At 64.3% G+C, this 13,629-nt stretch carries 13 protein-coding genes; 8 read left to right on the top strand and 5 right to left on the bottom strand.

Features of this window, described 5'->3' with window-relative positions; translation table 11 throughout:
• Positions 1-169: 169 nt before the first annotated feature.
• Positions 170-610, top strand: a complete 441-nt coding sequence (locus tag AC1D01_RS06530; protein ID WP_477830038.1) for a hypothetical protein — start codon at positions 170-172, stop codon at positions 608-610.
• 87 nt (positions 611-697) lie between these two features.
• On the opposite strand, the gene AC1D01_RS06525 is transcribed toward AC1D01_RS06530, so the two are convergent.
• Positions 698-1,183: a hypothetical protein gene (locus AC1D01_RS06525; RefSeq protein WP_477865254.1), complete on the bottom strand. Its 486-nt coding sequence runs from the start codon at positions 1,181-1,183 to the stop codon at positions 698-700.
• A gap of 898 nt (positions 1,184-2,081) precedes the next feature.
• On the opposite strand from AC1D01_RS06525, the gene AC1D01_RS06520 reads away from it, so the two are divergent.
• From AC1D01_RS06520 to AC1D01_RS06505, 4 genes are all read left to right on the top strand, one after another.
• Positions 2,082-2,678 carry a hypothetical protein gene (locus AC1D01_RS06520; RefSeq protein WP_477865253.1) on the top strand — a complete coding sequence of 199 codons (597 nt, stop codon included), beginning with the start codon at positions 2,082-2,084 and terminating at the stop codon, positions 2,676-2,678.
• Between the two features lie 535 nt (positions 2,679-3,213).
• Positions 3,214-4,365 (top strand): type I restriction endonuclease, encoded by a 1,152-nt coding sequence (locus tag AC1D01_RS06515; RefSeq protein ID WP_477865252.1) that lies wholly within the window; start codon positions 3,214-3,216, stop codon positions 4,363-4,365.
• A gap of 122 nt (positions 4,366-4,487) precedes the next feature.
• A complete protein-coding gene (acpP, locus tag AC1D01_RS06510; protein WP_477865251.1) occupies positions 4,488-4,856 on the top strand; it encodes an acyl carrier protein in 369 nt (122 codons plus the stop codon).
• Between the two features lie 10 nt (positions 4,857-4,866).
• Positions 4,867-5,532 carry a uracil-DNA glycosylase family protein gene (locus AC1D01_RS06505; RefSeq protein WP_477865250.1) on the top strand — a complete coding sequence of 222 codons (666 nt, stop codon included), beginning with the start codon at positions 4,867-4,869 and terminating at the stop codon, positions 5,530-5,532.
• 54 nt (positions 5,533-5,586) lie between these two features.
• Here the strand turns inward: AC1D01_RS06505 and AC1D01_RS06500 are convergent, their stop codons facing one another.
• Positions 5,587-6,057, bottom strand: a complete 471-nt coding sequence (locus tag AC1D01_RS06500) for a hypothetical protein (RefSeq protein ID WP_477865249.1) — start codon at positions 6,055-6,057, stop codon at positions 5,587-5,589.
• Positions 6,058-6,395: 338 nt separating this feature from the next.
• Here AC1D01_RS06500 and AC1D01_RS06495 point away from each other — a divergent pair, with 338 nt between their 5' ends.
• Both AC1D01_RS06495 and AC1D01_RS06490 read left to right on the top strand, forming a co-directional pair.
• Positions 6,396-7,106 (top strand): hypothetical protein, encoded by a 711-nt coding sequence (locus AC1D01_RS06495; RefSeq protein WP_477865248.1) that lies wholly within the window; start codon positions 6,396-6,398, stop codon positions 7,104-7,106.
• Between the two features lie 165 nt (positions 7,107-7,271).
• On the top strand, positions 7,272-7,652 hold the full coding sequence (locus tag AC1D01_RS06490; protein WP_477865247.1) for a hypothetical protein: 381 nt from the start codon (positions 7,272-7,274) through the stop codon (positions 7,650-7,652).
• On the opposite strand, the gene AC1D01_RS06485 is transcribed toward AC1D01_RS06490, so the two are convergent.
• Together AC1D01_RS06485 and AC1D01_RS06480 are read right to left on the bottom strand one after the other, a co-directional pair.
• Positions 7,643-9,058, bottom strand: a complete 1,416-nt coding sequence (locus tag AC1D01_RS06485; RefSeq protein ID WP_477865246.1) for a hypothetical protein — start codon at positions 9,056-9,058, stop codon at positions 7,643-7,645. The two genes, AC1D01_RS06490 and AC1D01_RS06485, sit on opposite strands and share 10 nt — an antisense overlap.
• Positions 9,059-9,166: 108 nt before the next feature.
• Entirely contained in the window at positions 9,167-10,270 is a 1,104-nt protein-coding gene (locus tag AC1D01_RS06480; RefSeq protein WP_477865245.1) for a helix-turn-helix domain-containing protein, read from the bottom strand.
• A gap of 227 nt (positions 10,271-10,497) precedes the next feature.
• Here AC1D01_RS06480 and AC1D01_RS06475 point away from each other — a divergent pair, with 227 nt between their 5' ends.
• Positions 10,498-11,622: a hypothetical protein gene (locus tag AC1D01_RS06475; protein WP_477865244.1), complete on the top strand. Its 1,125-nt coding sequence runs from the start codon at positions 10,498-10,500 to the stop codon at positions 11,620-11,622.
• A 50-nt stretch (positions 11,623-11,672) separates the two neighbouring features.
• Here the strand turns inward: AC1D01_RS06475 and AC1D01_RS06470 are convergent.
• Positions 11,673-13,629 (bottom strand): IPT/TIG domain-containing protein (locus tag AC1D01_RS06470; RefSeq protein WP_477865243.1); only part of this gene is annotated, 1,957 nt, incomplete at its 5' end.

Here is a 13,629-nt window from a genome sequence, read left to right as displayed (position 1 = left end):
GCTGCAGGCTCCAAGATTGGCATTGCAGGATGTCCGCGGCTCTTGTCGGCGACCTCTCCGAACCGGGCCCTTGGCGACGACTCACCGGGCCTCCAGGCAAAATCCAGCTCAGGGGCGAGCCTGACGCCAGGCCTGCCGGAAGCCCACCTTGAAGAATGGAGCAGTATCAATGGCACTGACGAAGAAAGGCGAATACTGGTACGGGACGACGTCCGGCGACACCCAAGCCGAGCTGCGCAGCTACAGCGTTGCGAATCGCCATGAAGCCGTCCGGTTTGCTGCGTCCAAATGCGATTGCGGGTGCCGGGCCTTCGCGCTGCGGACCGATGAAGAAGCCGGCGTCGCAATCCGCACCTGCACCGACTGCGGGCAGGAGCACCCGATGGGCGACAGCGCGGACTACATGGAAGAAGCCGCGCCAGAGACGCACGAGTGCGTGTGCGAGAACGAGGTGTTCGAGCTGATGTCCGGCGTCTCCGTGTACGAGGGCACACATGACGTGCGTTGGTACTACATTGCCTGCCGCTGCGTGGAATGCAATCTGGTCGGGGTTTTCGCAGACTGGAAGTGCGAAGCGGGTGATGCGGCGGCCTTCCTCGCCAGGGTCTGAGCGGCCCAACCCCGCAGAGATCAGGCTCGTAGCCTTGGGGTCACCCTATCCGAAAGCCGCCGTTCACGTCTGGCCGCTTCTGGCCGACTACTGACTTTCTTGCCCCGTCGCTTGCTTGGCGACTGAGCCGTACACAAAAACGCTCTCTTCTGGGCCAACCTGGCAGCGCTTCATAACGCGCTGCATAGGCCAAAGCAATGCGCCGTCGGGCAGCTTGAGCGTGAGGTTGATCTCGGCCTGAGGATCGTCATCGTCACCTTGCCAATTGCCACCGGCCTCACGGCGCAGGACTTCTCCAACATAGCTTCCGATACCGAATACTCTTGCGCCCAGGTCGCGGGAAAGCAGACCGCTCGGCTTGATGGCGCCACCGGGGGCGTGATCGTCGAAGAATCGATCGATCTCCTTCAGGCTCTCGAGCGAGAAATCAACCTCGTATCCTTCCGACAGGAGGGCCTTAACGATCCAGTCAGCCGCATTCTCGGCATCGACCACGATGCGCGGCTTCGGACTGCGATTCAGCGTGCCAGCGCCGAACCCGCTGGCGGCAAGCAGGCTTTTGAAGAGTCGCATGTTTCGGAGCCTCCGCTGGACATTCCTGGATCAGGCACCGCTACTTGGCGCGGATGCAGTCTATCGTGAGGGTCAGCTCCTGGCCGACTGTGCCCCTTCGTCCGTCGCCCTGCAAGCGGGTGTCCTGCGGAGGCGGCTCGGCCGCCGACCGACTGCTCGCGGGTGAGGCGGCGAACATGCACTGTCGGCCACAAGCGGTCCTTTCGTGACGTCCGCTCTGCGGCAGCGCTTCTCGCGACGCTACGATGCCACCCTGGCACCTCCTCGATGTCGAGAGGTCGGCATCCAAGATCAGGCACTGCAAACGTGARACTCTTCTACCTYTTCTGGTTCTTCATTTGCGCAGGATGGGGCTACCTCTCTGCCACATTTCCTTCGCAGCATTCACCGTCTTGGACGAGCGTAGCYATYACGCTTCCCGCCGCCCTGSTGACCTCGGTCGGCATCCTTTGGATGGAACTTCAGAAGCTGCCCCCTGGCACGTTCGCGTTGCCGCCGTCGCTTCTACTGAAGCCATGGAATCGTCCTGCGGGGGCTGCTCTGTTCATCGGGTTGACTTTTTCGTTCGCCGGGCTATGGGGAGCAGCCATGTGTATGGCTCTCGCCCTGCCCAGCCCACTCGTTGCACTTCATTTTCTCGCCATAGGCTCTGGTGGAGTAGCAGGCTGCTTTGCCGCTCGTCGGCTGTTTCCCCAGAAGTTCAGCGCTTGACCATTCGTGCTGGCGGATCCCGTCGGCACAATCCTCAACGGTCTAGCCAGTGCCCGTCAGCTCGAGCGGACGAGCGCCTGGAGCAAGCCAGAAGCAGCCTCTCGCGAATGTCGTCTATCGAGTAACCCCGAAGCGAGCGCTGCCGCGTTCAACGTCAGTGTCGACAACTACGCCCGCCCTCGCCGTCATGAAATCAATCAAACTGTCTTGCCTCCTGGCTTTCACTGCGATCGCCAGTGCTGCCTCCGTGCCGCCGAGTCCGCCCGAGGCAACTGCAGCGTCCTCCGCAATTCGGCAGTCGGATGCAAGCTTCGAAGCCGCCATACACAATCGATCGACGGCGCCCTTCTACATCCTGATCACCGTGACAGACGCCAGCACTGGCGCGGCGCAATCGATTTGTACGACCGCCAACTTCTTGCTGGGTGCGATCCACCTCGAGGACGGAATCGGCTATGACCCCGAGGGTGTGGACAGGGCAATGCGGGTCGCCCTGATGAGCAAGGACCATGTCTTCACGTTTCAGAAGAGAAAAGCACTCGGCAACATTCCTCGCTACTACTCAGACGATGACCTTGTGTATGTGCGCGAGGCGCTGCAGGGAATGTCGGTGCCGCAGATCCTGGAGGCATTTGCCAGCCAAGGAGCGCTGCATGAACTCTATCAAGGTGGCAGTTTGGAGCGGCATGCTGCATATCGCGACGCGGTGGCCTGCGTCCTCATTGAGCGGGGGGCATCTCCCGGAATGGGCGACAGAACTGACAAGATTTGGGTTCGTCCCTAGTCGAGTGCGCCCTCGCTGGGACTGCCTCATACGGGTTCAGCGGCACCGGCGACGAACGACCGCTCTCCGGAACGCCAACGCGCGAAATCTACTTCCGGTTTGGGTCGATTGTGCGAGTTCGCGAGCGCGCGGAGCAGACGTTCAACCGAGCCGGGTCGCGGAGAGGCATGGGCCTCCGCTCAGCCAAGCACTTCTGCCGTTCGCCGCGGTGTCGCCGGCGCCTCGCAACGTCTGCATCGCCGTCGCAAGCGGACACTCGCCGATCGCAAACGACCGGCAGCAACCGCTGCAAAGCCGTCGTTCGAGAGTCATCGACTGCTTCAGGCTGATTTCGGCCAATCCCGTCCAGCCATTGAACGGGGGATATCCAGAACGAGAACTGCAGAGACGCGCAATTCTCACGTTCTTCTGTAGCGTGCTGGCGCCGAAGTCATCCGCAAAGGAGGGGCCGTCGGCGGCATCATCAATTTGACGGTTGACCCAACAACAAATACGGCCTCAGCATCGCGATCGACTTTAGCCAACGAAAGGCGACATGGACTTCATCGACCACCTCCGCGTGCTTGCCAATCGCATCGCGAACACAAAGGACATGATTCAGACCGAGGAGGCGACCAAGAATGCGATGGTCATGCCCTTTATCCAGATCCTTGGCTACAACGTGTTCGATCCGTTGGAGGTCACGCCCGAGTTGATCGCCGATGTGGGAACGAAGAAGGGCGAGAAGGTCGACTACGCGATCCTTCGAGACGGCAAGCCGATCATGCTGTTCGAGTGCAAGAAATCCGGGGCCGATCTCCACATCAACCATGCGGCGCAGCTCTTCCGCTACTTCCACGTCACCGACGCTCGCTTCGGCGTGTTGACCAACGGCTTGACCTACCGCTTCTTTACGGATCTTGAGCAGCCGAACAAGATGGACGAGAAGCCGTTCTTCGAGTTCAGCATCCTGGACTTCAAGGAGCGCGATGTCGAAGAGCTCAAGAAGTTCGCGAAGTCCGCATACGACCTGGACACGATTCTCACGACGGCCAACGAGCTGAAGTACACGAGGGCTATCCAAACACGGCTCAGCCAATGGATCCATTCGCCATCCGAGGACTTTGTTCGGATCCTGTCTGTCGACCTGCTCGGCAATCGGCGCTTCACTCCCGCAGTCAAAGAGCAGTTCACTGCTATCGCGAAGCGGGCATTCGATCAGCTGATTGGCGAAAAGATCAACGAGCGATTGAAAGGCGCGATGACGCCCGAGTCTCCCAGCTTGGTGGAGACGATTCCCATCACCGCTCCGGCGGCTGGTACTGCGCCCACCAATGCGCCGGCGGGTACCAGCGACAACGGCACCACTGGCGAGGTGGCCGTCGCCACGAGCTCCGAGGAGCTGGAAGGCTTTCACACAGTGCGAGCTATCGTGCGGGATCTCATTCCGACGAAGCGCGTGGTGATGCGCGATGCGCAAAGCTACTGCGCCATCCTGCTGGACGACAACAACCGCAAGCCGATCTGTCGCCTTCGCTTCAACAACACCGAGAAGCTCCGCCTTGGCGTCTTCAATGACAAGCGGGAGGAAGAGCAGTTCGCGTTGGAAGACGTCGATGCTGTCTACAACTACGCTGCCCAGCTGAGGGCGACGATCAGCGGCTACCTTGTGAATGGCGGGAAGGGTGCCGGCGGGCAGCAGGAGTGATGTTCGCCTAAAGAAGAGGTGAATGCAGCCAGTGTCTGGCAGTGACGCTGTCCAACGCCAAAGTGCGAGTCATCAGAGCCCCCTCACGGGAGAACTCGCTGGTACCAATAGGCTGAAATCCCATGAACCGCCGCCACATCGTCTCCCTCGCTCTCGCCACATCTGCCACCGCCGCCATGCCCACCCCGAGCGTGGCCGCTGATCCCCCAGCCAAGCCCAAGCCGCCCAAGCCCGTCGGCTCCATCCAAGACCGCGTCTGCCGAATCGTGTCCGAGCACATGGGCATCCCGCTCCAGCAGATCCAGCTGCAATCCCGATTCCTCGCCGACCTGAAGGCAGACTCGCTGGACCTGGTCGAGCTCATCATGGCCTTCGAAGACGAGTTCGGCGTGGAGATGAGCGACAGCGACTGTGCCGGCCTCACCACGATCGACAAGGCCGTCGTCTACCTTGCAGCAGCTCACAGCCAAGAAGCAGAAGCCCTGACGTAAAGGCATAGCGATGACTGAAACGATCGTCCGCGAATTGCAAAGCATAGTGCGCAGCCACGCGCAGCTGGACGCCGACGCGCACGGCCCGGAGCTTCGGCCGGTGGTTCCCCGCGGCCCGCGCGCCGCCGCCATCTGCTTCGTCGGCAGGGATCCCGGCGAGAAGGAGGCGGAGGGCGGCCTCCCCTTCATCGGCGAGTCCGGGCAGCGTCTGCGCAGTTGCTTGCTGGAGGTCTGCAGCCCGGGTGTCGAGCTGAGCGAGCAAAGTGGGCGCGAAGTCGGCGAGCGATTTTTCTGGATGAACACGGTGCCGTTCAAGCCCAAAGGCAACAAGTCCTGGAGCCAGCGCGTGCGGGTCGAGTGCCAGCCCTTGCTCCTGCAACTCATGCACGACCAGTGGGGCGGCCGCGATGTCGTGACTTTGGGCAGAGAGGCATTCTTCTGGTTCGCGATCGGTCAGCCGAAAGAAACCCGGCAGGAGCTCCGCGCCTTCTGGGCCCAGGGCGACAGCAAGTACGAGCAGAGCATCGATGTGCCGCTGCCCGGGCTGGCGCGCACCGTCTGCCTGCACCCGCTGCCCCATCCATCGCCTGCCAACGCCGCATGGCGAGCGCGGTTCCCCGCGCTGCTCAAGCAGCGACTCATGAAAATCGGAAAGCCAGAATCAGTCTGGATCTGATCGAGTCCAAGGTGTCGATGCAGGCGGCCCGTGAAGGCGGGCCGCCGTGCGCGTTCACTTGGGCCGCACGGTCTCGACAATGGCCGGTTGAATGCGGTATCTCGACAGGTTGGGCGCGTTCACCAATTCGAGGTTGGCGGTCTTGGTGAACAACACTGGCATCACCGGACTTCCCGTCAAGGTCGACGAACCCGCCCCGAGGTAGTACCGGGCGAAGATCACGTCCCCGCTCTTGGGTGAAACGGTGACCGTGGGACTGTAGGGAGACGGGTCGCCTGCCGTCAGGGTGTACGTCGCATCGGCAGCCAATGAGATCACGCTGTAACCACCGATGGAGACACTGGCCACCTGGGGTGTGTCGTTGATGGAGAACGTGACGGGGGCAAACCCTGCCAGGCAACACGGATCGTAATAGGCGACAAGTGTTGCGTAGCCCGGCTGAGGCGGTGGCGGTTGAGTGAACAAATCACCCTGGGGCGGGGTTGCGCAAGCAGCCAGCAATAGCAGCATCCAAAGTGCTCTCACGAGTTCTCCTGAGAAAAATTGAACGGCATTCTCACCGAGATACCTCCTGCATCCGGAGGCATGACTGCACTCCGCTCGAATCGTCGCCAGCCATACCCCGAGCGGCTTCGGCAGGCCGTCTGCCGCTTCGGCTGGCCACCCGCCGTCCACCATGAGCCCCCGAGAATCGCCCAACCTCATCGCCGCAGGAGACCGCGATCATGTTGGATCGCCTCAATCGATCGCCCTCGCCCACCATCGGCTCGCCCCGCTCCACCAGCCCGGCGGACAACGCGTCACCCGCGCAGCGCCCGCGGGGGCCGAGTGGGCGCTCGCAGAGCCTGGGCCAGCTGGAAACCTTGACCAACCGCCCCCCGCCGGGCACCGCTCTGCGGCTCGGGGATCTCGCGCCCCGGGCGCCGCTGCCGAATGCGTCGGCGCGTGCGCGACCCGGCCTCAACGAGCCCTGGCTGAACGGCACGCGCGACGGGCTGCTCAGCGAGAGCCCGGATGCGGCGTCCGTCTCCACGGCGCATCACTCACTGACGCAGGCCGGGTACGAGTTCGTCGGCTACCACGGCACCAACCATGCGGCGGGTCGTTCCATCATCGACACCGGCATGGATCCGTCGCGGATCGGATCGAACAGCGGTACCGCCAAGGGCAGCGGCTTCTACGCGGCGCACCGGCGCGGCTATGCCGACGAGTGGGCCGAGGCGTCGACGCAGACGGGGGAGGTCCATCCGAAGACCTTCGTGCCGGAGCTGAACCAAGGCGACGCGGGCATCGAGCGCGTGACGCGCGTCTACGCGCAAGGCATGTCGGCGATGCGCCCGGGTCGGGATGTCGCCTGGGGCCTGCATCCGTCGGCGGGTGACCCGCATGACGACAAGAAGCTCACCACGGGCAAGCCGTTGAACGTGCAAGCCGATGTCGGCGACCTCGAGGCGGTGTTCTCGCCGCAGGTCTACGGCAAGCTGGCCGCGATCCCGTCGCTCGGTGCGGAAGGGGACGCCGCGGCGCAGCTGAACCAGGGCCGCGCCAAGTGGCCGCCGCACGAGGCGCCATGACGGGAAGGCGTGGGGGATGACTGAACGCATCGTCAGCGAGTTGCAAAGGATCGTGCGGGGGCACGCTCAGTTGGACACCGACGCGCACGGGCCCGAACTTCGACCGGTGCTTCCCCGCGGGCCGCGCGGCGCCGCCCTCTGTTTCGTCGGCAGGGATCCCGCACGGTGCCGTTCAAGCCCAAGGGCAACAAGCCCTGGGTCCCGCAGGTTCGGGTCGCGTGCCAGCCCCTGCTGCTGCAACTCATGCACGACCAGTGGGGCGGCCACGATGTCGTGACCTTCGGCACCGAGGCGTTCTTCTGGTTCGGCATCGGCCAACCCGACGAGACCCGGCAGAAGCCCCACGCCTTCTGGGATCAGGGCGACATCAAGTACGAGCGGAGCATCGAAGTGCCGCTGCCCGGGCTGGGGCGCAGCGTCTGCCTGCACCCGATGCCCCATCCGTCGCCCGCCAATGCCAAATGGCGCGCGCGGTTCCCGGCGCTGTTCAAGCAGCGGCTGTCTGCGCTGGAGCCTCCTCCCCGCTCGCACGAGCCTCAGGCCTGAAGCTCTGAATCTGTCGCATCCACGGCGGCTTCGGCGGAGCCAGGACGAACTCCGTCGAACGAGAGATCGACATCCAGCGTCGTGCCACTGCAGTGGTAGCGAGCCATTTGCGCAACGCCCTTCTGGTAGATGAAGTGCTGATGTCCTTGCGCGGATTCCCCCAAGGTCGCCTGGATCTCTATCCAGAGCTCCGCGCCTTCAGGAACCCCATGGTCACCGGGGTCGCTGATGTTGRTCTCGCCGACAGGGAACGGCGTGCCGGTGGTCGCGGACGATATGCGCTGGCGGCCATCGCTCCGAAGGTAGTCGAAGCGCACCGCCACGAAGTACGCGCCCTCGTTGCGCAAGGCCACCTTTCCGATGGGAGCGGGATTCTTCGCGAGCGCATCCAGATCCTGAGTGTGCCAGGTGCCATCGAAGTACACATCGTGGACATGGCCGTCTTCCGCGACGAAAACGGCGTGCCAGTGGCCCTCGTGGGCGACGACACCCGGATCGCTCACGGCTTTGGGTGCAGAACTCTCGCGCGTCAGATCGCGATAGACCCAGGTGTCGTCCTGCGGCATCGATACGTCGGCAAGATGCCCGCCGGCGTCTCGAAAGACGATGTGCGGGCCTTTGTGATCGATGGCCGCGGGATCCCCGGCGGCTGCCACGGGGCACCCGCTGGCCACCGTCAGGTCTTCGTAGCGCCAGCCGCCCTTCGCGAAATAGAGGCGCGCAATGTGATCGGCACTGTCTCGATAGAAGCACTCGAGACGATTGTGGTACGCAAGAAAGACCGGCACGCCCTTGGCCCGCGGCGCCCGATTCTCCGGGGTCATCATGTCCTGCCGCACCCAGCCCTTCTTGTTGTCGTGATAGAAGTGGCCCAGCTGGCCGTCGCCTGCGCGGTAGGCCACGTGGAGTTGCTCATAGGCGTGGATGGCCGCCGGGTCTTCGGCAGCGTCAGGCAGGTTTCCCGGCACGACGGTCTGCATGTCTTCCCACACCCATTCACCCTTGCGGAAGTAGACGTGCGAGACGTGGTTGCGGTCGTCGCGATAGAAGGCATGCAATTGACCTGGCGTGACCACCAACGAAGCGGCACCGATCGTCGCCCGCGCCTTGGCAAGGCCGGTCAGGTCGTCATGGAACCAGCCTTCGTTCTCTCGGTAATACAAGTGAGACAGGCCGTTGTCCGCGGTGCGGTAGATCGCGTGCCACTGGTCCTTGGTCACGATCGTGGTGAGTTCGCGGGCCGCTGCGGGCGTTCCCTTGATGCGGGCGGTAATGTCTTGCCTCATCCAGCCTGCCTGCCTGTCGTAGTAGTCGTCGAGGATCGAGCCGTCTGTGGTGACGTAGGCGACGTGCAGCTGCGTGTGATCGAAGATGGAAGCGGATGGCCGGCCAAGCGCGGTGGTCATGGAGTTCTCCCTGGGCTGTCGCACCAGAATCGGTGCGAACGCAAGTTACGCCCGATCCGAAACCGGCGACATGCCGCGCGTTCCAACGGAACATGCCGGGCGTCTCAACTACGTACTCGAGGCCGGCTGCGGCATCGCGCTGGTGAGCTGCTTGATCCAGTTGACGGCCTCTGCGTCGGGCCAGGGATGGCCATTCGCATGGCCGCGGGGTGGCGCGCCTGAAACCGCGGAAGCCGACAGGTCGCGGGCATCGCCCGGCGTGAGGCCGAACTCCCTTCGAAACGCCCGAATGAACGCAGCATCACCGGCGAACTGGCACTCGACCGCCACATCGAGAATTCGCCACGATCGAAAGGCGGGAGAGATGAGCATCGCAAACGCGCGCTGCAGGCGGCGTTGCTGGATGTAGTTCGCCGGGCTTGTCGAGCCGAACAACCGATAGAGGCCGGCTCGCGAGACGGCAAAGCGGCGGCACAAGCCCTCCACGTCGAGCGAATCCGATCCCAGGTTCTGTTCGATGAATTGCCTGACCTGGCTTTGCAAGGCTTGCTTGGTTCGGTGGGCGGGCGCCCGCGTGTCCGCGCTGTGCCCGCTGCTGCCCAGGACCAACTGGGCAAGCGCCTGAACCGCGGCCTGGCTTTGTCCGTAAGTGAGGTCGCAGCCACCTCGGCGCAGGCCCAGCAGATAGTCGCCGAGCAGCCGTCCATAGGGCGTGTCGTGCCCGAGGACGGCAAGCGAGGGAAGTGGGGCCGCATGGGATGCCGCGGGCGACACCAAGGCCCGCGGAAGCATGCAGGTCAGTACCTTCGCCGATCCGTCCGCGCCCGGCCGTTCGCGGGTCTGATTGGGTTGCGCCATGTCGATGATGCTGACGTCGCCTGCGCGCTGGTGCAGCACGTGGTCCGCCTGCACGAACTCGGCGCCCCCGGAAAGGTACATCGCAATCTGGAAGTGGTCGATGCCCCGTCCGACGTGCAGCGACGTTCTGTCGTACTTGAGCGTGCTCGATCTGTTCTCGAGCAGCAGCGCACCCGCGAGGTGCCAGGTGGTCGTCGCCACCTGGAAGTTGGCGGCATCGCCAAGCATCGTCACATCGCAGATGTCGGCCGTGAGCTCGCAAAATCGCTGGAAGGCCTGCTGTGGCGATCCATAGACGGCGGTGGAGAAGTGGACGGGGCCACTGGCGACGGGAGGAGGAGTCGAAGGAGCCATTTTCTGATCCGCAGTTCGCGAAGACAGGTCGGCCTGACTGCTGCAGCGATTCAGCTCTTCCGGTCATGAAGGGCCCTCTCCTCGTTGTGCCGGGATCTTCTCATGCACCGGCGCGCCGATGCCCTCGAATGRCCGTCGGCGCAAACCCGAAACGCTCCCGGAACCGGATTGCAATATCAGCACCAGGCTGATGTGCGGTGGCGGACTTGATGGCTATCGTGCAGGCCATGAAAGCCCGTGATGTCCATGCCAGTGCCGTGCAATGCCAGCCCGCCGCGGTTGAGGCAGGTGCGCGGTCCGCGCGGAGTGGGGCCCTGGTTCAGCGCGCCGCCTCGCACATCGACATCAACCAGTCACCGCGCATGCTGGCGCAGCGCCAAGCCTTGCGAGCGATCTTCGGGCCGGCCAGGGTGGCCCAACGCAAACCAGTGAAAGAGGACGAGCAAGATCACTACCTCGATCCGGAGGTATTCGGCAACCTGCAGCTGTTCCTGGTGGATGGCTCGATGGGCGACGAAGCAGGCGTGGTGAGGTTCCGGCTCGGAAAGACAGCCAAGACCGCCGCCTGGGACCTGGCAAGCCAGCGCTACCTGTGGGACGAGTCCGAACACGCACCCAAGGCCGCCGATGCGTCCGTCCCGACAGGCACCGCGCTGATTCACGGCACCACTGCCGAACGCTTCACCCTGGGCGACGAAGGGGCCGTGGTGCTGGTGCCGAATGCGCCGGCATGGTTTTCTTTCGACGAAGAGTTCAGTCTGCAAGCGGCTGCCATCAAGTTCGAAGGAGACGGATCGAAGCAGTTCCTGCATACCTTCAAGGCCAGGTCCCCTCTGGTCATCAAGCAGTTTGAGGATTGGGAGCACCTGGACGGCACCCTCAGGCACCAGGGCCTGAAGTCCTTCGGCGGGAACGGCGACATCGAGGCCAGGGGCGTCAAGGCCATGCATCCGGGAAGCGACGGCTATCTCGTCAAGAAGGACGGCGGGCGCGGTGAACCGGAATTGGTGCTTTTCTCGGCAGGGCTGGGCAAGGTGAGGCGGACCCAGGTGCAGGAGTTCACCGCACACTCAGAACAGAACACGGCAGAGGGTCCGCCCACCATCTTCCACAGGAAGGATGGCAAGCGAATTGGAGAAATGCTGGCCAGCGGCAACCCCGAAGACCGGTACGTGAAGTTGCTGGACGAAGACGAGATCTACCAGTTGGTGATCCGTGAAACCGGCATGACGAGAGAGTGGCTCCAGAGGCGGTGGTCCGACGACGTCAAGGAAATCGCTCAAGAAGAGAACATCAGGAAACAGCGTCAGTTCATCGGCCTGTTGTTCCGGGAAGTGGCCAGCTGGATGTGAGGGACATGGCAGCGCTCCCCCGGCGAGAGGGGAAGCGACTGCCTGGCGAATCAGCGGCTCGCCGCCTTCAGCAAGCGCGGCGACGCCGACTGGATCCCCGACAGCGCACTCGGAATCGGGAACACCACGAGCCGCTGGTTGCCGACCCAGAACAGCGTGTCGCCCAGCGGGCTGATCACGAAGGCGCCTCGCACGTCGCAGCCGTAGGCCGGCTGCACCCCGCAGTCCAGCGCCTGCGTTGTCACGGCGATCTGGCTCAGCTTCACCAGCGCCGAGGTGCCCGGCTGCACCTGGGTGGTGTCGTACACATCGATGTGGTCGATGACCAGGCTGTCGTGGTCGGCCGTGACCAGCCGGTACATCCGCGTCCCGTCGGGCGAGATGACGGCGTTGGTGCCGATGGCCGAGCTGATGAGTGCCGTGCCGATCAGGCTGAAGTTGACGCCGTCGTAGAGCATCTCGTCATCGACGAGGGCCCTGCTGCCGGTCGCGTCGTAGGCGACGCTGCGGTACGGGTTGGGCAGCGTCGACGGGGAGCTCAGGCTCTCGGTGGCGGGCGTGTACAGGTAGCTGGGCAACCTCGGCGACAGCATCGGCGGGTTCAGCACGAACAGCTTCGAACCATCGCCCGGCGCGTAGAACTCCGGCGAGTACAGGCTGAAGTTCGAGCCGGTGACCGGCAGCGCCCCGTAGCTGCCACTGAGCATGTCGAAGTAGCCCATGCTCGACCACTGGCTGCCACCGAACCACAGGCGCATGTCGCTGGTGGTTGCCATGCCGCGCGTGAAGTACTTCGACGGCGACACCGACCCATCCATCTGCGCCGGCAGCGGGTAGGTGTTCTTCACCTGCAGCGTGTCCGCATCGACGGCGAGCAGGTTGCGCGTGCCCGAGCCCACGTACAGCGTCTGCCTGTCCGGCGACATCGCCAGGTCGCCGATGGCCGCAATCGGCAGCCCGTCGACCTGCCACTGGCCGCCCGCATAGCGGAAACGCACCAAGGTGTTCTGATCGAGGTTGATGGCGTACAGCGCATTGCGCGTGGGGTCGAACAGCGCCGAGCGCTTCTCGCCGGCGTTGGCCACCGTGCTCGACGGCAGCACACCCCGCGTCGCGACACCGATGGCGCCGCTCCAGGCCGCGAAGCCCGCAGCGTTCGTCACCGACACCGTCGCACGGCCCGCCGCCAGCGCGGGGACATTGAGCACGGCCTCGCGATCGCTGGTCACGGTGCCGGTGACGCCGGCAGCGCCGGCCACCTGGATGCGCCCGATGCCGGACAACTGCGACAGGCCACGGCCGGTCACGCGCACGGTGGCCGGCTGCCCTGCCAGGATCGTCGCGGGCGAGATTGTGTAGATCTCGGGCAGCTGCTTGCTCAGCGTGACCGGGAGCGTGGCATCGGTCAGGCCCGCGGCGTGGATCGTCACGTTGGCGATGGTCGAGCCCCAGTTGGCGACCTCGCCCACGCGCGCCAGGTCGACGTGGTACTGCAGCGTGCCGGCGGCGGCGCCGGCGGGTGTGTCGAGCACCAGCCAGGGCTGGTCGCTGCTGGCCGTCCAGGCGTGGCCCTGGCTGGTGTTGAAGGCCAYGTCGGCGGTGCCGGTGATCGTGGCGGTGTTGGCGGTCATGACGAGCTGGCCGGCGGCCGGGGCCTTGAGGCCCGAGCCGACCGTGAAGGCCACCGGAATGTCCAGGATCGGCGAATTCGCCAGGTTGGCGAATCGCACCTGCACCGTGCCCTGGTAGCTGCCCGGCGCGAGAGACGCGGCCGTGGCCGCCACGCTGATGCCGCTGGCCGAGGTGCGGGTGGCCGAGAGCCATCCCGTGCCCTTGATCATGCTGCTCGAGACGACGAGGCGGTTGCCGGTGTCGGCCGGCGTGATGGCCAGAGGCGTCGCCGCGGCGGCATCRCTCTCGACGCCGCCGAAGGCCAGCGCCCTGCTGTCGATGCCGAACATCGTGTAGCTGTAGGGCATGGTCTGCGACCAGGCGACGTTCTTGCAC

The organism is Rhizobacter sp. P3_B12 (assembly GCF_056402895.1).
Note: the sequence above shows the minus strand (reverse complement) of the source record. Positions and strands in the feature narration are given on the sequence as shown.

What these genes read in the sequence shown, in the direction of transcription:
- AC1D01_RS06530 (WP_477830038.1), top strand. Translation starts at nt 170, where the DNA reads ATGGCACTGACGAAGAAAGGCGAATACTGGTACGGGACGACGTCCGGC.
- AC1D01_RS06525 (WP_477865254.1), bottom strand. Translation starts at nt 1,183, where the DNA reads ATGCGACTCTTCAAAAGCCTGCTTGCCGCCAGCGGGTTCGGCGCTGGC.
- AC1D01_RS06520 (WP_477865253.1), top strand. Translation starts at nt 2,082, where the DNA reads ATGAAATCAATCAAACTGTCTTGCCTCCTGGCTTTCACTGCGATCGCC.
- AC1D01_RS06515 (WP_477865252.1), top strand. Translation starts at nt 3,214, where the DNA reads ATGGACTTCATCGACCACCTCCGCGTGCTTGCCAATCGCATCGCGAAC.
- acpP (WP_477865251.1), top strand. Translation starts at nt 4,488, where the DNA reads ATGAACCGCCGCCACATCGTCTCCCTCGCTCTCGCCACATCTGCCACC.
- AC1D01_RS06505 (WP_477865250.1), top strand. Translation starts at nt 4,867, where the DNA reads ATGACTGAAACGATCGTCCGCGAATTGCAAAGCATAGTGCGCAGCCAC.
- AC1D01_RS06480 (WP_477865245.1), bottom strand. Translation starts at nt 10,270, where the DNA reads ATGGCTCCTTCGACTCCTCCTCCCGTCGCCAGTGGCCCCGTCCACTTC.
- AC1D01_RS06475 (WP_477865244.1), top strand. Translation starts at nt 10,498, where the DNA reads ATGAAAGCCCGTGATGTCCATGCCAGTGCCGTGCAATGCCAGCCCGCC.